Source organism: Mesorhizobium sp. YM1C-6-2 (assembly GCF_003666685.1).
GTDB lineage: Bacteria > Pseudomonadota > Alphaproteobacteria > Rhizobiales > Rhizobiaceae > Mesorhizobium_K.
Genome location: NZ_RCIZ01000002.1, coordinates 251,187 through 275,654, shown reverse-complemented (window position 1 = coordinate 275,654; position 24,468 = coordinate 251,187). Strand labels below are relative to the sequence as shown.

Sequence of the window (24,468 nt, the reverse complement as noted above, 5' to 3'; positions counted from 1 at the left end):
CAGCCTCCTTCAGCCGGCAGCTTGCTGTCGTGGAAGCGAAGCGACGACACCGGGTGCGCCACCCCCTCGACCGAACTCGAGGTCCCAACCCCGTTCGGCGGGCGCTGCCTCGCCTTCGATGCCAAGGGCCGGGAACAGCAACTCGGAGACGTTGAAGATTTCCTCCAGGTGTGGATAGGCCGAGGTGATGAAGGTCTCGACGCCGATCTCCTGATATTCCCGGATACGCGCCGCGACGTTTTCGGCGCTGCCGACGAGCGCCGTCCCCGCCCCGCCACGCACCAGGCCGAGGCCGGCCCAGAGGTTCGGCCCGACCACGAGCTTGTCGCGGCGGCCCTGATGAAGCGCAGAGATCCGCTTCTGGCCGACGGATTCCGACACTTTTGTGAACTGGTGCTGCGCCTCGGCGATGATGTCATCGGTCACGCGGCTGATGAGGCGATCGGCGGCGGCCCAGGCCTCCTCTTCGGTCTCCCGCACGATCAGGTTGATGCGCAGGCCGAAGCGTATGCTGCGCCCCAACGCGGCGGCTCGCGCGCGCACTCGCTCGAACTTCTCCTTGAGCTGCTCGACGGGCTCGCCCCAGCTCAGATAGACGTCGATATGCTTGGCAGCGACCTCGATGCCTGCGTCCGACGATCCGCCAAACCACAGCGGTGGATGCGGCCGCTGGACCGGCGGAAAGGAAAGGTCTGCGCCGTGGGCGGACAGATACTTGCCTTCGAAGTCCGCCGGCTCACCCGACAATATCCGCCGCCATATGGTCAGGAACTCATCGGTCTGGGCGTAACGCTCGTCATGCGACAGCGTGTTGCCGTCGCCTGCCAGGTCGGCAGGATCGGCGCCGGTGACCACATTGACCAGGACGCGGCCACCCGAGATGCGGTCGAGGGTCGCTGCGTGGCGTGCGAACAGCGCCGGCGTTCCGCTGCCCGGTCTCAGCGCGACCAGGAAGCGCAAGTCCCGGGTTTGCGGGATCAACGCGGCCGCGATGATCCAGGCATCCTCGCAACGTGTTCCCGTCGGCAAAAGCACGCCCTTGAAGCCGAACCGGTCGGCGGCCCTGGCGATCTCGCTCAGATAGCCCAGCGTCGCCGGGCGATGGCGTTCGTCGGTCCCAAGATAAGGGCCGTCTCCATGCGTGGGGAGATACCAGTAGATGTCAGGTGCTTTGGACATTTGGGCGTTCCTTTCTGGCGTGGAATTCAGGATCAGATCTTGCCCTTCCAGGGCACGAGCCGGCGCTCCAGCCAGCGCATGCCGGTGGAGAGGCTGAAAGCGAGAGCGGCGATGACGATGAGGCCGACGAAGACGATGTCGGTGGCGAGAAAGTTCGCGGCGGACATGATCATGTAGCCGACGCCCGACCTCGCCGCGATCAGCTCTGCCGCGACCAGCGTCGCCAGCCCCGCGCCGATGGCGATGCGCAGGCCGGTCAATATCTCCGGCAAGGCGGACGGCAGGATGATCGTGCTGAACAGCTGCAAGCGGCCGGCGCCGAGCGAGCGGGCTGCGTTCATGCGCTCGGCCGGCACCGAGCGAACGCCGGCCTGGGCGGAAAAGCACACCGGTGCGAAGGTCGCGAGCGTAAGCAGCAGCACCTTCGACGTCTCGTCGATGCCCAGCCAGATGATCAGCAGCGGCAGGTAGGCGAGCGGCGGCAAGCCCCAATAGAGGTCGATCGGAACGCTGAAGACGCCGCGTACCCATCGGTTCATGCCCATGGCAAGGCCGAGCGGAACACCAATCACAATCGCAAGCGCCAGCGCCATGCCAATGCGCCACAAGCTCGATCCCAGGTGGGTGACAAGCGTTCCACCGGCGTAGCCGTCTTCAGCAACGATCCGCAGCTGGGTGGCGACTTCGGCGGGTGACGGCAGGAAAAGCGGCGAGGCCCATTGGAAGTGGCTGGCCGCGAACCAGAACCCGACCAACGCCGCGAAGGTTGCGAAACCGATGAGGGCCGTGCCCTTCTCGCGAAGCGGCTTTGCCGGCCGAGCCCCTGCGCGCCTGCGGACCGCAGGCGCAAGATCGAGCGGAAGGTCTGCCGTAACAGTCATTGCAGCGCTCCATGTTTGGAAACGGGAGGGTTGTGGATAAGAGCCCGGATCTCCTCACGCAGCGCGACGAAACGCGGCTGCGAAACGATTGGCCCGATCTCGCCGGAGTTCGCGAAGTCGCGCACGAAGTCGGCATCGAAACGCGCCACGATCCGGCCCGGCCGCGGCGACATGACCACGATCATAGTGCCGAGAAGCAGCGCTTCCTCGATCGAATGTGTGATGAAAAGCACCTGCTTTCCGGTCCGCGCCCAGATCCTGGCGAGCAACTGCTGCATCGTCTCGCGCGTCAGGCTGTCCAGCGCGCCGAACGGCTCGTCCATGAGCAGCATTTTCGGATCGGTGGCGAGCGCACGGGCTATTCCGACACGCTGGCGCATGCCGCCCGAGAGTTCATAGGGCGGCTTGTCCCCGAATTCCGACAACCCGACGAGGCCGAGAAGCTCGCGCGCCTGCTGGTGACGCTCCCGCTTCGCAACGCCCTGGTATCTGAGGCCGAGCGCGACATTGTCGAGGACCGACGCCCAGGGCAGCAGCGTGTCCTTCTGGAAGACGACCCCGCGATCTCCGCCAGGACCTTCGATCCGCTCTCCATCCAGCGTGATCGAACCTTCGGTCAGCGGCAAGAAACCGGCGACCGCGTTGAGAAGGGTGGACTTGCCGCAGCCGGAAGCGCCCACGGCCACCACGATGGAATCCTTGTGAAGGTCGAGGGACACCCGGTCCAACGCCTGGACGTCGCTGCCGTCGGACGCCGGAAAGACAACGCTGGCTTCGCGAACCTGAAGCATGAACTTCTCCGCATCTGGAGGACGCGAGCCGACCGGTGGCCGGCCGCGTCCTCGTTTCAAGCCCTGGAAGGCAGATCAGTTCGACAGGGTTTTGGCCGCTTCGGCGTACTGGGGATCGGCAAACTCGCCGTAGCTGTCCTTGACGGCCGTGATCTTCTTCTGATCCTTGAGGAAGTAGGCCGTGTCCTTCAGGATTTTCGCGACGCCGCTGTTCTCGCCGCCGCCGAGCCACTTGTCGGACGTCTGCTCGTCGAGCGTCGGCACGCCGACCGTCGCCTTCAGCTGCTCGACGACATTCTCCGGGGTGCCGCCCTGAAGGTTCGAGATCAGCTTGACGTTCTCGGAGTCGGCGCTCCAGGCGGCGGCGTCGGTGGCATAGGAGCGGAAATAGCCGTCGACCAGATCAGCGTATTGCGTGATGAAGTCCGGATGCTCCTGAAGAAAAGGGCCGGTTGCGACGATCGCGCTGAAGGTCGGCGCGCCACGCTTGGCGACCTCTCCCGATGTCAGCAGCACCTTGCCGTCCTTCTTCAGCTCCGTCAGCGCCGGATCCCAAACGAAGGCGCCGTCGATGTCGCCGCGCTTCCATGCCGCGACGATTTCCGGCTGCGGGATGGCGATGACCTGGGCCTCGCTCTCTGAGATTCCTTCCTGCTTGAGCACGGCCAGCAACTGGTAGTGATCGGTCGAAACGGGCGCGGCAGCGAGCTTCTTGCCCTTGAGGTCAGCCGGCGTCTGGATATCGGGACGCACAACCAGCGCCTCGCCGTCGCCGGACACGAAGGAGATGAAGAAGCCCTTGACGTCGACGCCCCGGCTCACCGCAGCGGCAAAGGGGCTGGAGCCTACATCGCCGATCTGCACGTCGCCGGAAGCGATGGCGGCAAAGATTTCAGCGCCCGAGTTGAACCGGCGAAACTCGATGTCCCACCCGGTTTTCTTGGCGAAGTCGCCGTTGGCGATGCCGACGAAGTATGGCACCGAACCAGTCTGGTAGGCGATAACCACTTTCTTGTCTTCGGCCGCGCTGGCAGCCGAAAGCGACATGGCAAAGGAGAGCCCTGCAAGGGCGGCCACGAGAAGCTTCTTCATAAGTCTACCCCTTTTCGCATGAGGCTCTTCTTGCCTCGAGGCCGTGCGGAAATCGCCGGCGGGTAAACTCTATGAAGTTTGTAGACTTACTGGAGAGGGATGATTTTGCGAAATATCATCGCCTTGCGAAAAATCGATGTTCGTTGATTTCCTCTCCCTGCCACAGGCGTGTTGCGCCGGAGAATTGAGGATCTCTGACCAACAATGTCTGATTGCAGAATCCGTGAAGCAGTCTCGATGACCGAGACATCTGGCGGCATCGCCAACTGGCACATTCCGAGCCAGACCGGCATGCCTGGCTCTATGCCGCCGATCAGGGCTGGCCTGCTATATCCTGAAAGCAGACATTTCAGCGCGCAGCATGATCCCTGTGCAACCTGAAGATGGGCTGCTGTGGCCGTCGGCGCGGCGGCGAGGCAGCCTGGGATCAATCACCGTCCAAGGCCGCAGCCACCGCTGCTTTCGCGTCGCCGCCGTCATACGTCGTCACACCTTCCAGCCACGGTCCGATCAGATTTTCATTGGCCTTGAGCCAGGTTCTCGCGACCGGCTTCGGGTCCTTCGCATCCTCGATGACCTTGCCCATCAGTTCGTTCTGGATGTCGACCGTGAATTTGAGGTTGGTGGCAAACTTCGTGACGTTCGGACATTCGGCGCCGTAACCGGCACGGATATCGGTGTGGACCTCGGCGCCGCCGTAGTTCGGTCCGAAATAGTCATCGCCGCCGGAAAGATATTCCATCGGGAAACGGGCGTTCATCGGGTGGGGAGCCCAGCCAAGGAAGGCTATCCATTGCTGCCGTGCGACGGCGCGCTCCACTTGCGAGAGCATGCCTGACTCCGAGGATTCCACGACCTCCCATCCCTCCAGCCTGAACTTGCCGGACTTGATCATCTCGCCGATCAGCCGGTTGCCGTCATTGCCGGGCTCGATGCCGTAGATCTTCTTTCCGAACTTGTCGGCGAACTTGGACAGGTCGGCGATGTCCTTCACTCCGGCTTCCGCGGTGTAGCGGGGGACCGCCAGGGTATATTTCGCTCCGGTCAAGTTCGTGCTCACCACCTCGATGGACTTGTCGTCGAGATAAGGCTGGCGGTTCGCGGCGGTGCTCGGCTGCCAGTCGCCGAAATAGACGTCGATGTCCTTGTTCTTCATGCTGGCGTAAGTGACGTCGATCGACAGCATCTGGGCTTCGGTCTCATAGCCGAGCGCTTCGAGAATCACCGACGCAGTGGCAGTGATGGCGGTGACGTCCGTCCAGCCGGGGTCGGAAAGCCGGACCTTCTTGCAACTGGCCGGCTCCGCGGCTCGCGCCGCCCCCAGCGCAATGAAGGTGAATGCCAAGGTGGTGATGACTGCACTGCGCATTGTTCCCTCTCCTTCTTTTTTGGTTTTTGAAGACACCGGCAGGGCGCTACCAGAGCGCTCCGCCAGTGATCTGTATGTTTTCAGCCGTGATGCCTTTCGCCGCCTCGCTGCACAGGAAGGCGACGAGGGCGGCAATCTCGGTTGGCTGTATCAGGCGCTGTTGTGGGTTTTGGGCAGCGATATCGGCCATCGCGTCTTCGAGGGTGCGACCGCTTCCGTCACGGGCGACGACCTGCGCGACGTTCCGGCGCATGAGCTCGGTCTCCACCCAGGTCGGGCTGACCATCACCGAGGTCACGCCGTGGGACGCACCCTCCAGAGCGACGCACTTCGTCAGGCCGAGCAGCCCCGACTTCGAGGCGCAGTAGGCGGGATTGTCCTTCCAGCCGACCGTGGCGGCGGTGGAGCCTATGTTGACGATGCGTCCCCACCGGCGCGCGATCATGCCCGGGAGAAGCTCTCGGGTCATTCGGAAAGCGCCGTTGAGATTTGTGTCGATGATCTTGAGCCAGAGATCGTCGGGATGGCCGGATACAGGCTGCTCGGCCGTCGTGCCGGCGGCGTTCACCAGGATGTCGGCCGGTCCGCAATGAGCTTCCGCATCTGCGATGAACCGCTTTATCGCCGGCGTGTCGCGTACATCGAGATGTCCGGCAAAGACCTTTGAGCCGTAACTGTTCAATGCGTCGCGGACGTCGGACACTTCCGTCGGCTCGGGATAGGCTGCCGCATCACCCTGCCGTCCGGCGGCCTCGCCGACATAGGAGCCGACGGCAACACTGGCCCCCGCTTTCGCGAGTTCATGCGCGATGGCCAGCCCCTGACCGGTCAGGCCCCCGGTTACGATAGCACTGCGTCCGGAAAGAGAAGCCATCGTCACACCATCAGGTAGCCGCCATCAACAACCATCTCGGCTCCGGTGACGAACTTGGATTCGTCGGAGGCGAGGTAGAGAACCATGTAGGCGATGTCGTTCGGTTCCCCGAGATAGCCGATCGGGTGCCGGGAAAGCGCCCTCGCCTTCTGTTCGTCGAGCTTGCCCAGATCCCGCAGGTAGTTTTCCGTTTGCGGGGTCCAGATGTAGCCGGGGTGGATCGAGTTGCAGCGGATGCCGTACCGCTTCTCGGCGCAGTGGACCGCCACCGCCTTTGTCAGCGTGCGTACTGCGCCCTTGCTGGCGCAGTACGCCGCAAGGTCGGCCTCGCCGATGATGCCGTCGATGGAGGAAAGGTTCACGATCGAGCCACCGCCGGAACGGGCCATCAACGGGATGGCGTACTTGCACCCGAAGAAGACGCCGTCGGAGTTGATCGCCATGGTGCGCCGCCATTCTTCCAGCGTCGTCTCCTCAACGTTTTTGGCGATCGCTATTCCGGCATTGTTCACCAGCACGTCCAGCCGCCCGAATTCTTCCTCGAAGGCCTTGAGCACGGAGGTCCAGGCATCCGGGTCGGATACGTCATGCTTCTGAAAAAAGGCACGGCCACCGGCCTGGCGGATCAACTCAACCGTTTCCGCCCCGGCTTCCGGGTTGATGTCGGAGATGGCGAGCGTCGCACCTTCCCTGGCCAGCAGGAGAGCGGTGGCCCTGCCGAGCCCCATTCCCGCTCCGGTGATCAACGCTACCTTCCCGCTGACCCGCGCCATACCGTCACTCCCCGCCCAGCGGCTTCTTCAACCAGTCCCGGTAAAACCCTTCGAGGTCCGGCTCGAAATCGTGGACGATCGGGTAGCCGGGAGCGGCGGCTTCGACTTCGTGCAGCGTGCCGCACTCGGGACAGATGAATTCCCGGATCTCCATCCATTCCGGATCGGGAAGGTCGCTGTTGGGGTAGATCTCCCGCAGCGATTCTTCGGTGTCGCGCACGATTATGTGGGCTTTCAGCTTCCAGTTCTTCCGGTAGTCGCCGAAGGAGTGCCCGCATTCGCACTTGGTGACGCGTTCGTCGCCGCTCTGGCAGATGAACAGGTGGTCGCTGACGGGCAGCAGTATAGGATCCTTCCACTCCACCCTGTCCTGGAGGACGGCGACATATTTGAAGAAGCGGTCGTCATCCTTGTACGCGCTCATGACGCGTCGTGTCTGCGGCCATGGCAGGGTTCCGGCGACGAGATCGGCGATCACTTCCTTGCTGTACGAGCTCATGTCCGTCACTCCACCCCGAAGGCCGCCTTCGCGTCGACCTGCCAGAAATCCGAAAAATCCTTGGTGAAACGCGGCGAGAGCTTAATGGCACTCGCGTACATCTTCTTCACTTCAGGGGCGAATGCAGCAGCTTCGACACGACTCCGCTGAGAGGCGATCCAGTCGGAAACCGGCCGAGCCTTGGCGAGGCGCTCGGCGCGCATGCCGGCGCGATGCCGCTTGGTCGCGTCGAGGTTCGCGACCGGGAAGCCGTCGGCATCTTCGTCGAGAACGATGCCGAAGACGCCTTCCGCGGCTTCCTTGGTGAGGAACCCGTTCTCGACGTCCCAGGCGGTCTTTACAGGATCGCGCTCGAGAACGTCGCCATATCCACCGCCACCGTTGTAGGAGTGGGTAAATACATCGCCGGTCTTGTGAGGAGCCGTGATGTAGGGCCCCTCCACGGTGACATGTTCACCTTCGAGCCGGAGTTCCAATTCCGAACGGTGCGGGTTGGTCCCGGTGTGGTGCGCCAGCGGAGCGCCCTTCCCGGCGAGCTCGAAGATGTTCGAGTTGCGGACTGCACGGTGCTTCTGGCAAGTCGGCGCCGGATAGCCGCCGCACATGCCGCCATTGTCGAACACTCTGGAAGAATGCTCGGAGGTGACCAACCGGAGATGGTCGGTCTTGCTGACCAGCCAGGTCGAGAGGAACGAGCAGCCGCCCCGATACTTGCCGGCGCCGCCGGAGTTGGGGACGATCGACCGGCCGATATAGAGCATCGGCATGTTCTGCTCCCAGATCTCGATATTGCCCATGTCGGATTCGGGGTTCCACCCGACATAGGCGGTATCGAGCCCGTCCTTGATGGCAAGAGCACCCGAACCTGCCGCCGCACACTCGAAATGCGCCATGCCGAACAGAGTGCCGTACTGGCTCGTCCCGCCCATCTCGATCATCGGCGAGTTGACCTGCCCTACGAATGCTTCCTCCACAAAGCCGCGTGCTATGAAGGAGCGCGACAGAAGTCGCTGGAACACGCCATAGGCGGGAAGTAGAAGCGCCCAGGACGTGGCCGTCGCCGCCATCTCGCTATCCGGGTTCGTCCAGGTTCCTTTCGGCAGCTTCAACTCGGTCGCCATCCAGGCGCCGTCGTTGACAAGGCCCTCGAAGTTCATGTGCTGGGTCAGCGTCACGAACATGCCGCCATCCATGCCGGCAGGGGTGCAGTTCATCGAATGGAAGCCCCAGGGCTGCGTGCCCTCGAAATCCATGATGATCTTGCCGTCCGTGGTGATCTCCATCTCGATAGGCATGTTGTAGAGCCAGTCGGGATCGCCAAGCGGTTGATAGCCGGGTTTGCCTGCGGTCACATGGCCGTAGAACGTGTGGCCGCGATAGATGCCCGGAACAGTGAGTTGGCGGGAGCGGGCCAATTGCGCGCGGCGGCCTTCCTCGATGAACTCTTTCGAGATCTTCATCCAGTAGTCGAGGCCGACCTCGTCGATAAGCGCCTTCACGCTCTCGCGCATATCGATGCAGGATGCGACCTTCGCCTTCTCGTCGAGAACCCAGTAGATCGGCATGCGCAAATTGCGCTCGCAGCGGATCACGTAGTCCCGGCGAAGCTCGTCGTTCTCGCCGACCTTCTCGGCGCAAACGAAGAGCCCTTCCGTGAATCGCTCCTGGGCCAGCGCGACGTCGCCGCCGGGCGTGATGCCGCCGGCCTCCAGTTCGTGACAGACCGCGCCTGCCCAGCCGACCAGCTTTCCGGAATGGAAGATAGGGACAACGTCCATCACATCGGGCACCTGGACGGTCCCGATGAAAGCATCGTTGTTGGCGAAGATGTCGCCGTCGCGGATGCAGGGATTGTCCTCGTAGCCGTTGCGGATCATCCACTTGATGAAGCGGCTCATCGTGTGAACGTGAACCATGATGCCGTTGGAAAGCGCGATCGCGTCTCCCTCCGGCGTGTAGATCGCGACGACCATCTCGCCGACCTCGCGAACGCCTGGCGATGCCGAGATGCGTCGGGCCATCTCGCGGGCCGAGACGCAGTAGGCGCGAAGCTTCGTGTGAAGCGTCTCGAACTTCAGCGGGTCCTGGTTGCGCAGTTCCAGTTCGGTGATGCCGTCATAGCATCCGGTCTCTTCCATCAGCCGCTCGGATTCGAGCAGGCGTTCGCGGATGCGCAGCGTGGAGGCGGGTTTGTCCAGCATCGTACTCGCCTTTTCAAGCATGGGAGTAATGAAGGAGGGTCCACTCGTCGACCGTGACGCGATCCTTGGGATGCACGACGAGAGTGGTCGCGGGATGTTCGATGATCGCCGGGCCGATGACTTCGTGGCCCGGCTGGAGGAGATCCATCTCGTAGAGGTTCGCCTTGTGCCAGCGACCGCCGATATAGGCTTCGCGGACGCCCTTGTGGGCCGAAGACGGATCCGGCTTTCCGAGGGGGCGCTTGACAAGGACCGGCTTCACCTTGTCGGCCGTCGCGATCAATCCGAGCTCGGTGATCGAGTACCCGGCCTCGCCGTAGCGCGAGACGCGGTGGTTGACCTTGGCGTACACCGCCTCGAACTCGGCAAGCACCTTGCGCATGTCCTCGACCGAACGGATTTCGGACAGCGGGGCCATGACCTCGACATCCTCCAGTTGCCCCGTGTAGCGCATCATCAGGAAGGGGATGGTCTTGATCTTCTCGCGGGCATGTCCGTCCGCGATCATCTCGTCCACGGCGGCTTTCGTCAGATCGTTCCAGACTGCTGTGACGCGCTCGCCGAAACCTTCCAACTCGCCATCGTTCGCCCGCGAGCCGATATCGATCTGGGTCGATACCGAGTGCCGGCGCATGAAGTCGGCCGTCGTGCAGCCGAATGCGGAGAAGGCGGCCGCAAACTGGAACGTGATGATGTCGTTGAAGCCGATGCCGCGCGAGCATCCGGCCAAGTGAAGCGGTCCGGAGCCACCGTAGGAAAGGAGCGTGAACTCGGAAGGATGGATGCCCTGGCTCGAGATGACCCGGCGAAGCGCGTTGTTGGCGTCGGCTTCGAGCATGTCGATCATGCCCTCGGCGGCCTCCTCCAGACCAACGCCCAGCACGTCGGCGCATTTCTCCTTGAATGCCTTCCTTGCCTTCTCGACCTGGAGCTTGACCTTGCCGCCGAGGAAATAGTCGGGATTGAGCCTTCCCAAAATCGCGTCGCAGTCGGCGATCGTCGGTTCGGTTCCGCCCTTTGCGAAGCAGATCGGGCCGGGATCGGAGCCGGCGCTCTCCGGACCGAGAGAGACCTTCTTCGTCAGCGGATCGACCTTCAGGATCATGCCCGCGCCGGCGCCTATCGTGTCGAGATGCAGCGTCGGCACGTTCAGCTTGAAGCGATCCATCAGCGGCTCGTTTTCGATCCGCGTCTGGCCTCGCGTGATGACGCCCATGTCGAAGGACGTGCCGCCCATGTCCGAGCAGATCAGGCTGTCGTTGCCGATCAGCTTGCCGACATAGGCGGCACCGAGGATGCCGCCGATCGGTCCGGAGATCATCGTCTCGTGCAGCCGGGGGTGGTCGATAGAGGTCAGGCCGCCGAAGGAAAGCAGGGTCTGCACCCCGTACTTGAAGCCGTACTTCTTCGAGACGTCCTCGATGCCTTTCAGCTGCTTGCGGCCGCGAGAGGTTGCGTAGGCCTCGATCAGGACCGAATTCAGCCTCGACTGCTCACGGATGACAGGCCGCACCTCATGGCTGGTGTAGACGAGCATGTCTGCGCCGGCCGCCCTGATCTCCTCGCGGCAGATCTCCGCGATGCGTTTCTCATGCGTCGGGTTGACGTGTGAAAACACGGTCATGATGCAGATCGCATCGACCTTGTCGGCGATCAGTTTTTTCGCGGCAGCGTGAACCTCGTGCTCGTAGAGCGGCAGGATGATGTCGCCGAACTGGTCGACGCGTTCGGTGACGCCGTGCGTGCGCCGGCGAGGCACCAGCGGGTCCGGGTGCGCGTGGGTGACGGCATGGAGGCGATCCGCATAGGAATAGTCCGCCCACGCCTGGAGCCCCCGACCCATGAGGATCATGTCCTCAAGGCCCTTGGTGGTGATGAGGCCGAGCTTGCGTCCCGTCCGTGACAGGAGCGTATTGAGCATACCGGTGCCGGAGTAGAGGACGACGCCGACACCTGAAAACAGGCTCTCCAGCGAGATGCCCCAGGCATCCGCGGCGTCTTCGGCCGAGGCGAGGAATCCTTCGGCCTCATCCATGGGGGTTGTCGCCGACTTGCCTATCTTGAAGTGGCCGTTGCTGTCGACGAGGATGGTGTCGGTCATCGTGCCGCCGGCGTCGATGCCGATCACGATAGGCTGGGTGACAGTGAGCTGGTCCACGGGTCGCCTTCCAGAACATCTATGACGGCGGGGAGGCTAGATTCTTTTCCCGGGATCGCGCCATATGCCTAAAGGCACAATGACGGGGTCCGATGGATAGCCAACAACTGGCCATGCCTGGCGAAAAGACATGGGAAGCGATGGCAAGCGCCGTCTCGGCGACCGGGACCGACGAGCACGTCGATCGTCTCATCGATCTGATCTCGGCAGAGGTGCCGCATGATTTCGTCACCGTCACCCGGTATTCGACGACGAAGATTCCGGAGTTCGTGAAGCATCGCCGGTTCTCTGATCGCCTGGTCGAGCGGTACCTCGATCGCTACTATGTCTTCGACCCGTTCTACGCCTGCTGGCGGCGCGAACGGCGGCTGGGCATCATTCCGCTGAGGACGCTGGCCGACGACGAGGTCAAGCGCGGCCAGTACATGGCCGAGTTCCTTGCACAATCCGAAATCTGCGACGAAGTAGGCGTTATCCTCGAGGACGGCGACGACTGGTGCCTCGGCATATTCCTGGATCGATCGGCAAAGCCGTTCCGCGATCACGAGATCCAGGAACTGGTGCAGCGTTTCCCGGTATTCGCAGCCCTGCACGCGCTCGACATCAAGGCGCGGGGCCCTGGTTTCGCCCGGAGCAGGGCGCGGGATGGCCTGGGCGCGCTACCCCGAAAGGAGACAAGCATCCCGCCTGGCCTCTGGCTTGATTTGAGCGCGCGCGAGAAAGAGCTCGTGGAGTTGATTCTTGCCGGGCATCCGACTGCGGCGATCGCACAGCGCATGGAAATCACCGTGGGGACAGTCAAGAACCATCGCAGGCGAATTTACGAGAAGCTCGATATCACCACCGAGCGCGAACTGTTCCTGCAGTTCTTTGAATCGATCGCGGGTTAGGCGAAGTCGATCGCCGGCTAGGCGAACATGTCCCAGGCGAAGCGGATGCAGACGAGGAGGAGGAACAGGCCGAAAGCCGTTTCCAGCGCGCGCCGCGACAGGGCATGCGCCAGAGCGACGCCGAAACGGGTCGTCAGCAGCGACGTCGGGATGGTCAGGGCGAAGGTCGCGAGCGAGACGAAGCCGATGGCGTCGGGCGGCAGGTCGGGACGGCCGTAACCGGCCGCCATGTAGCCCAGCGTCCCGGGTATCGCGATCAACACCCCGACGCCGGCCGATGTCGACACGGCACGGTGGATCTGGACGCCGTGCAGGGTCATCACAAGATTGGAGACGGCGCCGCCGCCGATGCCCATCAGCGCGGAGACGAGGCCGATCACCGCGCCGTAGAGGCGGAGCACTCCGCGCGACGGCAGTTCCTCGCGCAGCCGCCACCCCTTGCCGCCGGACAGCAGCTTTGCTGCATTGACGACCCCGACCAGGATGAAGACGCCCTGGAAAACCTCAGGCGAGGCATAGCGGGCGATCGCCGCGCCGGCGAGGACGCCGACCAGCACCGGCACGATCCAGACGCGAAGCAGGTCGGTGTCGACCGTTCCCCGCTTGTAGTGCCCCATCGCCGAGTTGATCGAGGTCGGAATGATGACGGCAAGCGACGTGCCGACGGCGAGCGGCATGGCGACGTCGGGCTGGTAGCCTAGAATTCCGAATATCTCGAAGAACACAGGAACGGAGATCGCGCCGCCGCCGATGCCGAAGAGGCCGGCGAGGAAGCCGATCGCCGCGCCGGCGACGACAAGCGCCGCGACGAGCGTGAAAAGGGTCGCTGGATCGGAGAGAACTTGCAAGCTCTGGCTACCTCAACAGAAATCGCGTGAGGCTCGCGCCGTCGAAACGCCCAAGACCGTCCGCGAGCGCCCTTTCATAGCTCTCGCGGGCAGCGCCGGAGAGGGGCAGCGCGTGGCCGCCGGTCTGCGCCCACGCCAGCGCAAGGTTGAGATCCTTGCTCAAGCCGGCGATATCGAAGGTTCCCGGCTGGTCGGTCCCGGCCAGCGTATCGACGACCACCTGCGCGCGGTTCTTCAGCACTGTCGGCCCGGCGGAACTGTCGGCGATGAGGCTGACCGCCATCTCGTTCGATATGCCCGAGCCCTTGAGCATCGCCAACGCCTCGGCGAGCGTCTGCCAGTAGAGCGCCAGCGGCAGGTTGATGGCGAGCTTCATCTGCGCGCCGGAGCCGGCAGGTCCGAGATGCTCGACGCGGCGGCAAAGCTGGTCGAGAACGGGCTTTGCCCGCAAAAACGCTGCCTCGGTTCCGCCGGCCATGCCGAGAAGCTGTCCCTTCAGGGCCGGCGCAACCGTGCCGCCGACCGGACAATCGACGAAGTCCGCGCCGGCCGCGACGACCTTCGCCGCGATCGGCCGGGTCTGGTCAGGCAACATCGTCGACATGTCCACGACGAGCCGCCCGGAAATGCCCGCCGCCAGCAGGCCGTCGACCACGGCCTCGACCGCCCTGGCGTCGGTCAGCGAAATCAGGATCGTGTCGGCGGCCGCTAGCGCCGCCAGGCTGGAGACAACTCCGGCGCCGGCCTTGGCGGCATCCGCGGTCCGCGCCGGGGTGCGGTTCCAGACGAGGACCGTATGACCTGTCTCGATCAGGCGGCGGGCGAAAGCGGTGCCCATCCTGCCGGCGCCGGCAATTCCGACGGTGCTCATTGCTGCTCCCCCGTTTCGAGCCCGAGTATCTGCAACGTCGTCTCCCCCGAACGCAAGCGCTCCATCATGGCGGCCTCCCTGGCCACGCGAACCTCGCCGGCTGAAACCGCGTCGGCGACGGCCTCCGGCGGCAGGACGATGACCGCATCCGTATCGGCGACCACGACATCACCCCGGCGGATCTCCACCGATCCCAGCGTGATCGTTTCGCCGACCCGGCCGGGATCGAGCTTCGAGGTGCCGCGTATGTCTAGGCCGCGGCAGAAGACGGGAAAGCCAAGTGCGGCGATGCTCACACTGTCGCGCACCGAGCCGTCTATCACCATCCCGGCTATGCCACGCAACTGGCAGGCGAGCGCCATGATCTCGCCGAATGGACCGCTCGCGGTGCTGCCGCCATAGTCGACGACCAGGATGTCGCCCGGGACAGCGGCGGCGATCGCGCGATGCAGCGCGAGGTTGTCGCCCGGGTGGCAGCGCACCGTCAGTGCCGTCCCGGCCGCGACCATGCCCGGCGCGAGCGGACGGAGCGGCAGGTCGACGATCCTTGCCGACGAAGCAGCTTCTCCAACGGTCGCCGTGCCGAGCGCGGCAAGCCGTGCGACGGGTGTCACGCCGCCTTGGCTCCGACGCGAACCTGCATGTCGGCAAGACCGTCGACGGAACAGTCGAGGACGTCGCCGGTAACGACTGCGCCGACGCCGGCTGGCGTGCCGGTCATGATGATGTCGCCGGCCTTCAGCTCATGCTGCTCGGACAGCTTGGCGATGATCTCGTCGATCTTCCAGATCATGAGCGAGATATCGGCGTCCTGGCGCACTTGCTCGTTGACCTTCAGCTTGACGTGACCGGATTCCATCACGCCGACGTCCTCGACGCGGGTGAGCGGCCCGATCGGCGCGGAACGGTCGAAGGATTTTGTGACTTCCCACGGCAGGCCCTTGGCAAGCGCCGCAGCCTGATGGTCCCGCCGGGTCATGTCGAGGCCGACCGCATAGCCGAAAATGTGCCTGAAGGCGTCGCCTTCGGCGATGTTGTAACCCCCTGATTTCAGCGCGACCACGAGCTCGCACTCGTAGTGGAAGTTATTGGTGAATACGGGATAGGGAATCTCGCCGCCATTCTTCACCACCGCGTCCGCCGGCTTCATGAAGATCACGGGCGGATCCCGTTCGTCGGCGTTCATCTCGCGGATATGAGCGACGTAGTTCTTGCCGATGCAATAAATCCGCCTGACCGGAAACTTCTCGTCCGATCCGGTTATGTCGAGATGCGCCTGCGGTGGTGCCGAGACGGCATAAGAGACCATGATTTTCCTCCCTGAATTACAATCCGTCCCCATCGCGGGCAGGTACCTCGCCGGGAGCGGGTGCAGATTTTCCCGGTTACCGTCAAAAATCAAGATATGAAATCCGTCATTTTGGATTTTTGTATATTCTTTTTGCAATGGACCACGATTTGTATAATCTTCCTGTCGGGCAGCAGGCTCCACGCCGTTGTCCGGAGGAGAATAAGAACGGGAGGATCTTTCGATGAAGCGAGGCTTCAATCTATCGCGTCGTAGTTTCGGAAAATTGGCGGCCGGCGGCTTGGCCGGCGCGGTCATCGGCATGCCTGCGATTGTCCGTGCGCAGACGGCCATCACCTTTGTCGTGCCCAATCCCTCGGCGCTGACGTGGCTCCCTTATTGGGCAGCCCTTGGCGAGGGGTATTTCGGGGAAGAAGGACTTTCGCCCACGCTGGAGGCCGTCGACGGCTCCTCGGCCTGCATGCAGGCCATGTCGGCCGGCCAGGCCCAGATCGGCGCGCCCGGCCCCGGGCCGACGCTCGGCGCCCGGGCACGCGGCGTCGACATCAAGTTCCTCTACAATCTCTATCCCAAGTCGGTCTTCGGCCTGCTGGTGAAAGATGACAGCCAGTTCCAGAAGCCGGAAGACCTGAAGGGCAAGGTGATCGGGGTCGGCACTGCCGACGGCGCCGAAGTCTCCTTCACCCGCGCCATCATGACGGATGTCGGCCTCAACGAGGGCGACGACTACACCTTCCTGCCGGTCGGCGATGGCGGCACCGCCGCGGTCGCATTCCTGCGCGACGAGGTAGCCTGCTATGCCGGCGCGGTGTCGGACGCGGCAATCCTCGGCGCGCGCGGCCTGAAGCTTCGCGAGATCACGCCGGAAGCCTATCTCGGCTTCTTCGGCAACGGCATCGCCATGCTGGAATCGCAGATGGCCGCCACGCCGGATCTGGCCCCGAAGTTCGGCAAGGTGCTGGTGCGCGGCATGCGTTTCGCCATCGACCCCGCCAACAAGGACAAGACGCTGGCGCATTGCGCGGCCGGCAACCCGCAGGAAGGCGAGGACAAGGATTTCGCCGCATCGCTTCTGCAGGGCGTCATCGATCGCATGACCCCGACGGAGGCCTTCGTCGCCAAGGGCTACGGCTACCAGCCGCCGGAGCACTGGAAGATGATCCACGATTCGGCGGTCGCGTCGGGAGCGCTCCCGGCGGCCCTCCCCGATCTCTCGGCGGTCTACACCAACGAATTCGTCGAGGGTTGGAACGCGTGACAACAATCGTGATCCCTCGTCCGGGGGATCCGGGACCGGCCGCCTCGACAGAGCGGCCGGTCTATGAGATCCAGCGGCTTTCGAAGACATATGCGCGCAACGAACTGGTTGCCCTACAAGGGGTGAACCTCTCGCTGCACAGGGGCGAATTCGTCTCGGTGGTGGGATCGTCAGGCTGCGGCAAATCCACCCTGCTGAAGATCATGGCCGGCCTGCTGCCACCCACGACGGGCCGCGTGGTGCTCGAAGGCAAGCCGGTGCTCGGTCCGCGCGCGGATATCGGCATGATGTTCCAGCAGGCGACCCTCCTGCCGTGGAAGACCACGCTCGAGAACATCGTGCTGCCAATCGAGATCAGGAACGGCCGCAGCGCGGCAAAAGCCGCTTCGGGCCGTGCGCTCGAACTGCTTCGCCTGGTCGGCCTCGGCGATTTCGCGAATGTCTATCCGGGCGAGCTGTCAGGCGGCATGGCGCAGCGCGCCTCGATCTGCCGCATGCTCGTCGCGGATCCTGCGGTGTTGCTTCTCGACGAGCCGTTCTCGGCGCTTGACGAGCTGACGCGCGACTTCATGAACATGGAGCTGCAGCGTATCTGCATGGAGCGGCAGGCAACGGCTTTCCTGGTCACCCATTCGCTCGCCGAAGCCGTCATCCTGTCCGACCGCATCCTGGTCATGAAGCCACGGCCGGGCCGCGTGATCGAGGAGGTGAAGATCGATCTGCCGCGCCCGCGCACGCTGGAGATGATCAACACGCCCCGTTTCGGCGAGATCGTGGCGCATATCCGCGACCTTTTGGGCAAGGAGGCTTTCGTATGAGCAACGTGTCCGATGTGTCCAATGCCGATACCGTCTGGATAGAGAAGGACGCGCTGATCGACCGCATTCCGCGCAGCGTGGCGATGGCGCTGCTGTTCATCGTGGTCGTGGCAATCTGGGATCTGGTCACCCGCATGGGCTGGGTCTCGCCCATCATCCTGCCGAGCCCCGCAGAAACGCTGGCGGACCTGATCTTCGTCGGGCAGAACCTGATTTCGGGCCAGTACATGCTGGAAGCGCTGTGGACCACGACGCTCACCGTGTTCTACGCTTTCCTCATCGCGACGGCGATCGGCTTTTCGCTCGGCGTCCTGGTCGGCGAGACCAAGTTCGGCGAGCGTGCGGTGATGCCCTACCTGGTGGCGATCGACACCATGCCGAAGGTGGCTTTCGCGCCGCTCTTCATCGCATGGCTGGGATTCGACATCTCGTCCAAGGTCGCCCTTGCGGCGTTCATCGCCACTTTCCCGATCGTCGTGGCGACCGCCGCCGGGCTTTATGCCGCGAGCGAGAACGAACGCATGCTGTTCAAGTCGATAGGGGCCTCGCGGATGCAGACGCTGCTTCGACTGAAGCTGCCGACGGGCTTGCCCTATATCTTCACCGGCCTCAAGATCGCGGCCGTGGGCGTGATGGCCGGTGCGATCATGGGAGAATTCCTGGGTGGAGGAAAAGGTTTTGGAGCCCTCATTCGCCAATCGGCGAGCCAGATGAACACGCCACGCGTCTTCGCGTTGATCATCTATCTCAGCCTGCTTGGCCTGGCGCTCTACTTCACCGTGGTGTGGGTGCAGCGGCGCCTGGTGTTCTGGAACAAGTCGGATCAGCCCGGGGCCATTGGCTAAGATGAGCCTTGTCGAAACAGTGGCGGAGGGCAAAAGCCTGTCCGAGCAGGCCTATGACAGGATCCGTCACGACATCCTGCACGGCGCCCTGTTTCCAGATGCGAAACTGCAGATCGAGGCGATCTCCGAGCGATACGCCATCGGCACGGTGCCGGTGCGCGAGGCGCTGAACAGGCTGTCGTCGGAAGGACTGGTCTACCGCAAGAGCAATCGCGGCTTCTTCGTCCAGACCATCTCGATCACCGACCTCGAAGAGCTGGTAAAGACGCGCATCTGGCTGGAAACCAAGGCGTTGACGGAATCCATGGAACGCGGAGACGAGTCGTGGGAGGACGCGCTCGTCGTCAGCTATCACCGGCTTGCCCGCACGCAGAGACGATTGCCGTCCGAGGTCGGACGGGAGGTGTCGGAGGAGTGGGAAATCCGCCACAAGGAGTTTCACCTGCTCCTGTTGTCGCGCTGCGGCTCCCGCTGGCTGCTCGGCTTCTGCTCGACGTTGATGGACCAGGCGGTCCGCTATCGCAGCCTGTCGATGAACACCAATCCGAGCAGGCTGCGGCGGGAAGGCGCGGCGGCGGAGCATCAGGGCATCCTCGACGCGGTGCTTGAGCACGATGCGGCGCGGGCCTGTGCATTACTTGCCGAGCACTACACGACGACCCTTGAGGGCCTTCGGCTGGTGATCGGCGAACAGCAATCGGAAAGCGCGCCGGATCGCACGTGAACCGAGGCGCTGAGGGGTTTACAAGCCTCACAGGGACAGAGGGAGTCTCCGATCTCTCCCGTTAGCCGCCCGCCCCTTGGCGTAAGTCAAGAAAGCCTCGTCGAAATCGTTCGGCTGCTGTCGATCAGCAGTTGGACGAGTTCGGCGCGTCTCTCGTCGGGCGTATGGACGGGAACCACGAAGCACAGCGTGGCCAGCGGCCGGCCGGTGATCTGGTCGGGGATCGGCGCCGCGAGGCAGCAGGTGAATTCGTCGGCGAGGCTGGTCGTCACGGCATAACCCCGGTCATGCGCCAGGCGCAGGTCGTCCAGGAATTCACCGAACTCTATCTTCCTGCCATTGGGAAGCACAAAATCTTCCGGGGGCAAGAAAGCGCGCACCTGCTCTTCCGTCATGTCGCCGAGCAGAACCCGTCCTGACGCCGTCCAGGGTATCGGCACCAGGACCCCCGTTTCCGAGCTGATGCGGAACAGCCTCGAGCCGGGCTGCATGTAGGCCACTGTATATTTGTTGCCAAGAAGGATGCAGAGCTGTGCGGTCTCGCCGGTGATTTCCGCCAGGCGGATCACCTCGTCGCGCCCGCTGCGCACCAGCGGTTGCGAGGCCAGATAGGCGTCGGCGTAGAAATAGACCGAACTGCCGAAGAAGATCCTCCCCTGCTCGTCCGCGATCTCGAGAATGCCGGCCTGAACGAGGCTGTCGACGATCTCGTACAGGGAAGAGCGGGGCGCCTTCAGTCGGCGCGCGAGGTCGCCGATGCCGATCGGCTGCCGCGTCGCCCGCAGATATTCCAGTATCTCGACGGCCCGGTCTATGCCCCGAGCCCTCACCGTCTGAGTCGTCATGCTGGTCGCCTGGATATGCAATCTGGTCGCACCCTTACAACAACAATCACCCTTGCGTCAGGCGCGCGTTAAAATTAAGAACGTCCGCTATACCGACAAGTTGTCCGGTATAACAGACACACAGGGAGAAAAAATTGAGAAGCATCCTTAAGGCTGCCGCGCTCTCCGCGGCGGCGCTCGGTATCGCGCTGACGATGGCTGGCCCGGCATCGGCGCAGGAATCCCGCCTCGACAAGATCATCTCTTCGAAGCAGCTTCGGGTCGGCATCATCCTCAGCCTGCCGCCCTTCGGCATGAAGAACGAAGCCGGCGAGCCCGACGGGTTCGACGTCGACGTCGCCAAGCTGGCCGCCGAGCGTCTCGGCGCCGAGCTCGAGATCGTCGACACCACGGCCGCCGACCGCATCCCGAACCTGCGCACGGACAAGGTCGACATGATCATCGGCCAGTTCACGCGCAACTCCGAGCGGGCCAAGGTCATCAGCTTCAGCGACCCGTACATCACCGCAGTCGTCATGGCGATCGCGGTGCCGTCGGACAGCACGGCGGCCAAAGCTACCGATCTCGACGGCAAGCGCGTCGCCGTCATCAAGGGCACGACGCAGGACGCTGCCTTCTCGGCCGCGGTTCCGGGCGCCGACATCCAGCGCTTCGACAGCTCGGCCGCTGCGCTTCTGGCGCTCAAGCAGGGCCAGGTCGACGCCATGATCGAAGACGGCAACTTCCTGAACTATCAGGCCAAGCTCGCCGGCAACCTCAAGGTGATCATCGATCCCGCCTTCGGCAACCTCATCGACTACAACAGCATCGGCGTGCAGCGCGGCGACCAGGAGTGGCTCAACTGGGTCAACATGTTCGTCTTCGAGCTGAACACCAGCGGAAAGGGCCGCGAGCTGTATCGCAAGTGGTTCGACGCGGACATGCCCGCTCCGGTCAATCCGCAGTTCTGATCGGTATCTTCGAGATCAGGTGCAGGCGCGGCGGTTGCCGTGCCTGCACGATGGAGAATAGCGCGTGTTTCTGGATTGGGGATCTATCACCACCTTCTACGGCCAGCTCCTGAAGGGTGCGGGCCTGACACTGGTGATCACGGGACTGGCGTTCGCAATCGCCATCGCGGTCGGTCTCCTCGTCTGCGCGGGACGCATCAGCCGGGTCGCCCCGGTCCGCTGGGCCTCGACCGTCTATGTCGAGGTGATGCGCAACACCCCCGTGCTGCTGCAGATATTCATCATCTTCTACGGCCTCCCCAGCCTCGGCCTGCGCTTCAGCGCGGTGACGGCCGGCGTTCTGGGCCTCGGCCTGAATGTCGGGGCCTACCTCGCAGAGATCTTCCGGGCCGGCGTGATCGCGGTCCCCAAGGGGCATCGCGAAGCGGCGACCGCTCTCGCCCTGAGCAAGGTCCAGACATTGATCTGGGTCGTCATTCCGGTTTCGCTTCGCGCGGTCTTCCCTGCGCTTTCGAACATGTTCCTGGCGACCCTTCTCGGTTCCTCGCTGCTGTCGGTCATCGCGGTGCCCGAGCTCACCGGCGAGACGAACGAGATCAGCTCGCGGACCTTCCTGACGATCGAGGTCTACTCCTTCTCGACCCTTATCTATCTGGCGCTCACGCTGAGCTGCTCCATCGGTCTGGCGCTGCTCGCACGCTGGCTGTTCCCGCGCGCGTCACGGAGCTGAACGATGGATTTCACACCCGTCTGGAACGCCCGCTGGCTGCTGCTCGACAGCTTCCTCACGACCCTGCTGCTGTCGACGATCGCCGTCGTGGTGGGCACGCTGGTCGGCGCGATCGTCGCTGTCCTGCGCACGCTCAATGTCGGCATCCTGAACGTCGTGCTTCGCGCCTATGTCGAACTGTTCCGCGGCACCCCGCTCTTGATGCAGTTGTTCTTCGTCTATTTCGGACTGCCGATGCTCGGCGTGAACGTCGACAAGTTCTGGGCCGCCTTCAGCGCGATCTCGCTCTACACGGGCGCCTACGTCGCCGAAGTGTTCCGCGCCGGCGTCGAGGCAGTGCCGCGCGGCCAGGTGGAGGCATCGACGGCGCTCGGCCTCACTTTCGTACAGCGGCTGACCTACGTCATCGCGCCGCAGGCGTTGCGCGTAGCGCTGCCGCCGCTCGTCGGCGTCTATGTCTCCGTCATCAAGGACACGTCGCTTGCGACGGTGATCGGCTACAACGAGCTGATGCGCCGCGCGATGGAGCTTGTCCTGCAATATGGCAGGCCGCTCGAGATCTTCCTCGTCGTGGGCATTCTCTATTTCATCATCTGCTTCCCGATCTCGAAATTCAGCGAGTGGCTGGAACGCCGCCTGGCGCGCAACGGCGCATAATTCCGCAAGGACTTCTCCCAATGCCCCTGTTGACAATGAACAACGTGCACAAGCGCTTCGGCGCGCTGACCGTGCTCAACGGAATAAACATGTCCGTCGAGGCAGGCCAGGTTGCCGCCGTCATCGGCCCGAGCGGCTCGGGCAAGAGCACCCTGCTGCGCGTCATCAACGGTCTCGAACCGATCGAAAAGGGGACGATCGAGGTCGACGGCGTCTCGACTGCGTCGCTCCAGGGCCTGCGCGAAGTCCGCAAGCAGGTCGGCATGGTCTTCCAGCAGTTCAACCTGTTCTCGCATCTGACGGTCGGCGGCAACGTCATGCTGGCGCAGCGGCTGGTGCTGCGCAGGGACAAGTCCGAAGCGGAGAAAAGAGCGCGGGAACTGCTGGCGCGTGTCGGGCTCGAGGAAAAGTGGGGCTCCTATCCGAGCCAGCTTTCGGGCGGACAGCAGCAGCGCGTCGCCATCGCGCGGGCGCTCGCGATGGACCCGCGCATCATGCTTTTCGACGAAGCCACTTCGGCGCTCGATCCGGAGCTGGTCGGCGAGGTGCTCGGCGTGATGCGTTCTCTCGCCGAGAGCGGCATGACAATGCTCGTGGTCACGCATGAGATGAATTTCGCGCGCGAGGTCGCCGACCGCGTTCTCTTCATGGACAAGGGCAGCGTGCTCGCCGACGGCACGCCGGAAGACATTCTGGTGCGGCCGACCGACCCCCGCATCCAGCAGTTCATGCGCCGCCTGACGGAACATTGACATGCTGACCGTCTGCTCGACTTGCGGAACCGAGACCCCGGAATCGGTCGGCTATTGCCGTTGCGGCGGCATTCGCATCGTGCGGCAGCCGATAACGGATGCCGATGCGCAGGCTCTGCGCTGGCCGGGAACGCCGCTGATCCGCAGCCGCATTCCGGGCCTGGAGAACGTCTACCTGAAATATGAGAACGGCTCGCTGACGGGCTCCTTCAAGGACCGCATCATGCGCGTTGCGGTCGCCCGCGCCATGCAGGCGAGCCCGCTCGGCGCCGTGGTGCCCTCCAGCGGAAACGCGGCGCTGTCGGCGGCGGCCGCCGGCGCCAGCCAGGGCCTGCCCGTCTACGCCATCGTTCCCAGGGGAACCGCAAGCGAGCGTATAGCGCCGGTCGTCGCGCGCGGAGCCGTCGTCATCGAAGCCGGTCAGGACCCCAGCGAAGCCTATGCCGCGGCAGACCGCGTGGCGGCGGAACTTGGGCTCATCCAGCTCTATTCGACCTTCGCCTCGCCCATCGCCGAATGGGCGTGCCGGATGATCGGCGTGGAAGCCGTCCGTCAGCTCGGTGCTGCTCCGACGACCGTTATCGCGCCGATAAGCGCGGGCCCCGTGCTTGTTGGCGCCGGCCACGGCGTCGCTCAGGAAACGAACGGCGGACTTCCGGCCCTTGTCGCCGTCCAGCCGGACGCCTGCTGTCCGATCACCAAGGCCTATCGCGAGGGCAGCGACACCGTCGTGCCCTGGCAGGGCGAGGTGAAGACGGCCGCCACCTCCATCACCGACAGACTGAACGGCTATCCTCAGGACGGGACCTACACGTTGCGGCTGATACGCGAAAGCGGCGGACTGGCCGAAGCGGTTTCGGACGCGGAAATGCAGGCGGCGCGTTCGGCGCTGTTCCAGTGGGACGGCGTGGACGCGGAGCTTTCGGCGTCTGCCGGCGTGGCCTTCCTGATGAGAAGGACCGCCAAGCTGGCCGGACCAGCCGTTTGTGTGATCACCGCATCCGGCTTCAAGCATACCTACCGCGGCGACGTTCCCGCGCCGGATCAGAATCCCGAGCAGGCCGCGATGGCCGGCCGGATCAGCAGCCTGATTTCAGGCCGCTGGGTAAACGCGCCGTCTTCGCAAGCATGATGGCTCGTCGAAATGAGCAAAT

Annotated in this window: 25 protein-coding genes; 10 read left to right on the top strand and 15 right to left on the bottom strand. The window is 63.7% G+C overall.

Going from position 1 to position 24,468, the window contains the following annotated elements:
• Positions 1 to 9 precede the first annotated feature (9 nt).
• The 10 genes from ssuD to D8676_RS06185 all read right to left on the bottom strand — a co-directional run bounded on the left by ssuD (position 10) and on the right by D8676_RS06185 (position 11,817).
• Complete coding sequence (gene ssuD / locus D8676_RS06230; RefSeq protein WP_121579988.1) at positions 10 to 1,179, bottom strand: FMNH2-dependent alkanesulfonate monooxygenase; 1,170 nt, start codon at positions 1,177 to 1,179, stop codon at positions 10 to 12.
• A gap of 32 nt (positions 1,180 to 1,211) precedes the next feature.
• Positions 1,212 to 2,060, bottom strand: coding sequence for an ABC transporter permease subunit (locus tag D8676_RS06225; protein WP_121579987.1), 849 nt, complete (start codon positions 2,058 to 2,060; stop codon positions 1,212 to 1,214).
• On the bottom strand, positions 2,057 to 2,851 hold the full coding sequence (locus D8676_RS06220) for an ABC transporter ATP-binding protein (protein ID WP_121579986.1): 795 nt from the start codon (positions 2,849 to 2,851) through the stop codon (positions 2,057 to 2,059). Before D8676_RS06220 ends, D8676_RS06225 begins: the two co-directional genes overlap by 4 nt.
• Before the next feature lie 75 nt (positions 2,852 to 2,926).
• The gene (gene tauA, locus D8676_RS06215) at positions 2,927 to 3,943 is read right to left on the bottom strand and encodes a taurine ABC transporter substrate-binding protein (protein WP_121579985.1); all 1,017 of its coding nucleotides are present in this window, start codon (positions 3,941 to 3,943) and stop codon (positions 2,927 to 2,929) included.
• Between the two features lie 427 nt (positions 3,944 to 4,370).
• Positions 4,371 to 5,312, bottom strand: a complete 942-nt coding sequence (gene choX, locus D8676_RS06210; RefSeq protein WP_121579984.1) for a choline ABC transporter substrate-binding protein — start codon at positions 5,310 to 5,312, stop codon at positions 4,371 to 4,373.
• Between the two features lie 46 nt (positions 5,313 to 5,358).
• Positions 5,359 to 6,186 carry an SDR family NAD(P)-dependent oxidoreductase gene (locus D8676_RS06205; RefSeq protein WP_121579983.1) on the bottom strand — a complete coding sequence of 276 codons (828 nt, stop codon included), beginning with the start codon at positions 6,184 to 6,186 and terminating at the stop codon, positions 5,359 to 5,361.
• Between the two features lie 2 nt (positions 6,187 to 6,188).
• A complete protein-coding gene (locus D8676_RS06200; RefSeq protein ID WP_121579982.1) occupies positions 6,189 to 6,959 on the bottom strand; it encodes a glucose 1-dehydrogenase in 771 nt (256 codons plus the stop codon).
• A 4-nt stretch (positions 6,960 to 6,963) separates the two neighbouring features.
• On the bottom strand, positions 6,964 to 7,458 hold the full coding sequence (locus tag D8676_RS06195) for an acetone carboxylase subunit gamma (RefSeq protein WP_121579981.1): 495 nt from the start codon (positions 7,456 to 7,458) through the stop codon (positions 6,964 to 6,966).
• A gap of 5 nt (positions 7,459 to 7,463) precedes the next feature.
• The gene (locus D8676_RS06190) at positions 7,464 to 9,659 is read right to left on the bottom strand and encodes a hydantoinase B/oxoprolinase family protein (RefSeq protein ID WP_121579980.1); all 2,196 of its coding nucleotides are present in this window, start codon (positions 9,657 to 9,659) and stop codon (positions 7,464 to 7,466) included.
• Positions 9,660 to 9,672: 13 nt separating this feature from the next.
• Complete coding sequence (locus D8676_RS06185; protein WP_121579979.1) at positions 9,673 to 11,817, bottom strand: hydantoinase/oxoprolinase family protein; 2,145 nt, start codon at positions 11,815 to 11,817, stop codon at positions 9,673 to 9,675.
• A 113-nt stretch (positions 11,818 to 11,930) separates the two neighbouring features.
• Between D8676_RS06185 and D8676_RS06180 the strand changes: the two genes are divergently transcribed.
• Complete coding sequence (locus D8676_RS06180) at positions 11,931 to 12,707, top strand: LuxR family transcriptional regulator (protein ID WP_121579978.1); 777 nt, start codon at positions 11,931 to 11,933, stop codon at positions 12,705 to 12,707.
• Positions 12,708 to 12,724: 17 nt separating this feature from the next.
• On the opposite strand, the gene D8676_RS06175 is transcribed toward D8676_RS06180, so the two are convergent.
• The 4 genes from D8676_RS06175 to D8676_RS06160 are packed head-to-tail and all read right to left on the bottom strand — an operon-like array spanning position 12,725 to position 15,735.
• A complete protein-coding gene (locus D8676_RS06175) occupies positions 12,725 to 13,555 on the bottom strand; it encodes a sulfite exporter TauE/SafE family protein (protein ID WP_121579977.1) in 831 nt (276 codons plus the stop codon).
• A gap of 7 nt (positions 13,556 to 13,562) precedes the next feature.
• Entirely contained in the window at positions 13,563 to 14,426 is an 864-nt protein-coding gene (locus D8676_RS06170) for an NAD(P)-dependent oxidoreductase (protein WP_121579976.1), read from the bottom strand.
• Complete coding sequence (locus tag D8676_RS06165) at positions 14,423 to 15,040, bottom strand: RraA family protein (RefSeq protein ID WP_121579975.1); 618 nt, start codon at positions 15,038 to 15,040, stop codon at positions 14,423 to 14,425. Before D8676_RS06165 ends, D8676_RS06170 begins: the two co-directional genes overlap by 4 nt.
• Positions 15,037 to 15,735, bottom strand: coding sequence for a fumarylacetoacetate hydrolase family protein (locus tag D8676_RS06160; protein ID WP_121579974.1), 699 nt, complete (start codon positions 15,733 to 15,735; stop codon positions 15,037 to 15,039). The genes D8676_RS06165 and D8676_RS06160 overlap by 4 nt, the downstream gene beginning before the upstream one ends.
• A gap of 223 nt (positions 15,736 to 15,958) precedes the next feature.
• Between D8676_RS06160 and D8676_RS06155 the strand changes: the two genes are divergently transcribed.
• From D8676_RS06155 to D8676_RS06140, 4 genes are read left to right on the top strand one after another with little or no spacing between them, the layout of a single operon-like run.
• The gene (locus D8676_RS06155) at positions 15,959 to 16,993 is read left to right on the top strand and encodes an ABC transporter substrate-binding protein (protein WP_121579973.1); all 1,035 of its coding nucleotides are present in this window, start codon (positions 15,959 to 15,961) and stop codon (positions 16,991 to 16,993) included.
• The gene (locus D8676_RS06150; RefSeq protein ID WP_245426633.1) at positions 16,990 to 17,811 is read left to right on the top strand and encodes an ABC transporter ATP-binding protein; all 822 of its coding nucleotides are present in this window, start codon (positions 16,990 to 16,992) and stop codon (positions 17,809 to 17,811) included. Before D8676_RS06155 ends, D8676_RS06150 begins: the two co-directional genes overlap by 4 nt.
• Positions 17,808 to 18,656, top strand: coding sequence for an ABC transporter permease (locus D8676_RS06145; protein WP_121579972.1), 849 nt, complete (start codon positions 17,808 to 17,810; stop codon positions 18,654 to 18,656). Before D8676_RS06150 ends, D8676_RS06145 begins: the two co-directional genes overlap by 4 nt.
• A gap of 1 nt (position 18,657) precedes the next feature.
• The gene (locus D8676_RS06140) at positions 18,658 to 19,380 is read left to right on the top strand and encodes a GntR family transcriptional regulator (RefSeq protein ID WP_121579971.1); all 723 of its coding nucleotides are present in this window, start codon (positions 18,658 to 18,660) and stop codon (positions 19,378 to 19,380) included.
• A gap of 86 nt (positions 19,381 to 19,466) precedes the next feature.
• Here the strand turns inward: D8676_RS06140 and D8676_RS06135 are convergent, their stop codons facing one another.
• Positions 19,467 to 20,225, bottom strand: coding sequence for an IclR family transcriptional regulator (locus tag D8676_RS06135; protein WP_121579970.1), 759 nt, complete (start codon positions 20,223 to 20,225; stop codon positions 19,467 to 19,469).
• 134 nt (positions 20,226 to 20,359) lie between these two features.
• Here D8676_RS06135 and D8676_RS06130 point away from each other — a divergent pair, with 134 nt between their 5' ends.
• The 5 genes from D8676_RS06130 to D8676_RS06110 all read left to right on the top strand — a co-directional run bounded on the left by D8676_RS06130 (position 20,360) and on the right by D8676_RS06110 (position 24,446).
• Positions 20,360 to 21,175, top strand: a complete 816-nt coding sequence (locus tag D8676_RS06130; protein ID WP_210210703.1) for a transporter substrate-binding domain-containing protein — start codon at positions 20,360 to 20,362, stop codon at positions 21,173 to 21,175.
• A gap of 64 nt (positions 21,176 to 21,239) precedes the next feature.
• The gene (locus D8676_RS06125) at positions 21,240 to 21,905 is read left to right on the top strand and encodes an amino acid ABC transporter permease (RefSeq protein ID WP_121579969.1); all 666 of its coding nucleotides are present in this window, start codon (positions 21,240 to 21,242) and stop codon (positions 21,903 to 21,905) included.
• A gap of 3 nt (positions 21,906 to 21,908) precedes the next feature.
• Positions 21,909 to 22,562, top strand: coding sequence for an amino acid ABC transporter permease (locus D8676_RS06120; RefSeq protein WP_121579968.1), 654 nt, complete (start codon positions 21,909 to 21,911; stop codon positions 22,560 to 22,562).
• 20 nt (positions 22,563 to 22,582) lie between these two features.
• Positions 22,583 to 23,314, top strand: coding sequence for an amino acid ABC transporter ATP-binding protein (locus tag D8676_RS06115; RefSeq protein ID WP_183096997.1), 732 nt, complete (start codon positions 22,583 to 22,585; stop codon positions 23,312 to 23,314).
• 1 nt (position 23,315) lies between these two features.
• On the top strand, positions 23,316 to 24,446 hold the full coding sequence (locus D8676_RS06110) for a pyridoxal-phosphate dependent enzyme (RefSeq protein WP_121579967.1): 1,131 nt from the start codon (positions 23,316 to 23,318) through the stop codon (positions 24,444 to 24,446).
• Positions 24,447 to 24,468 lie beyond the last annotated feature (22 nt).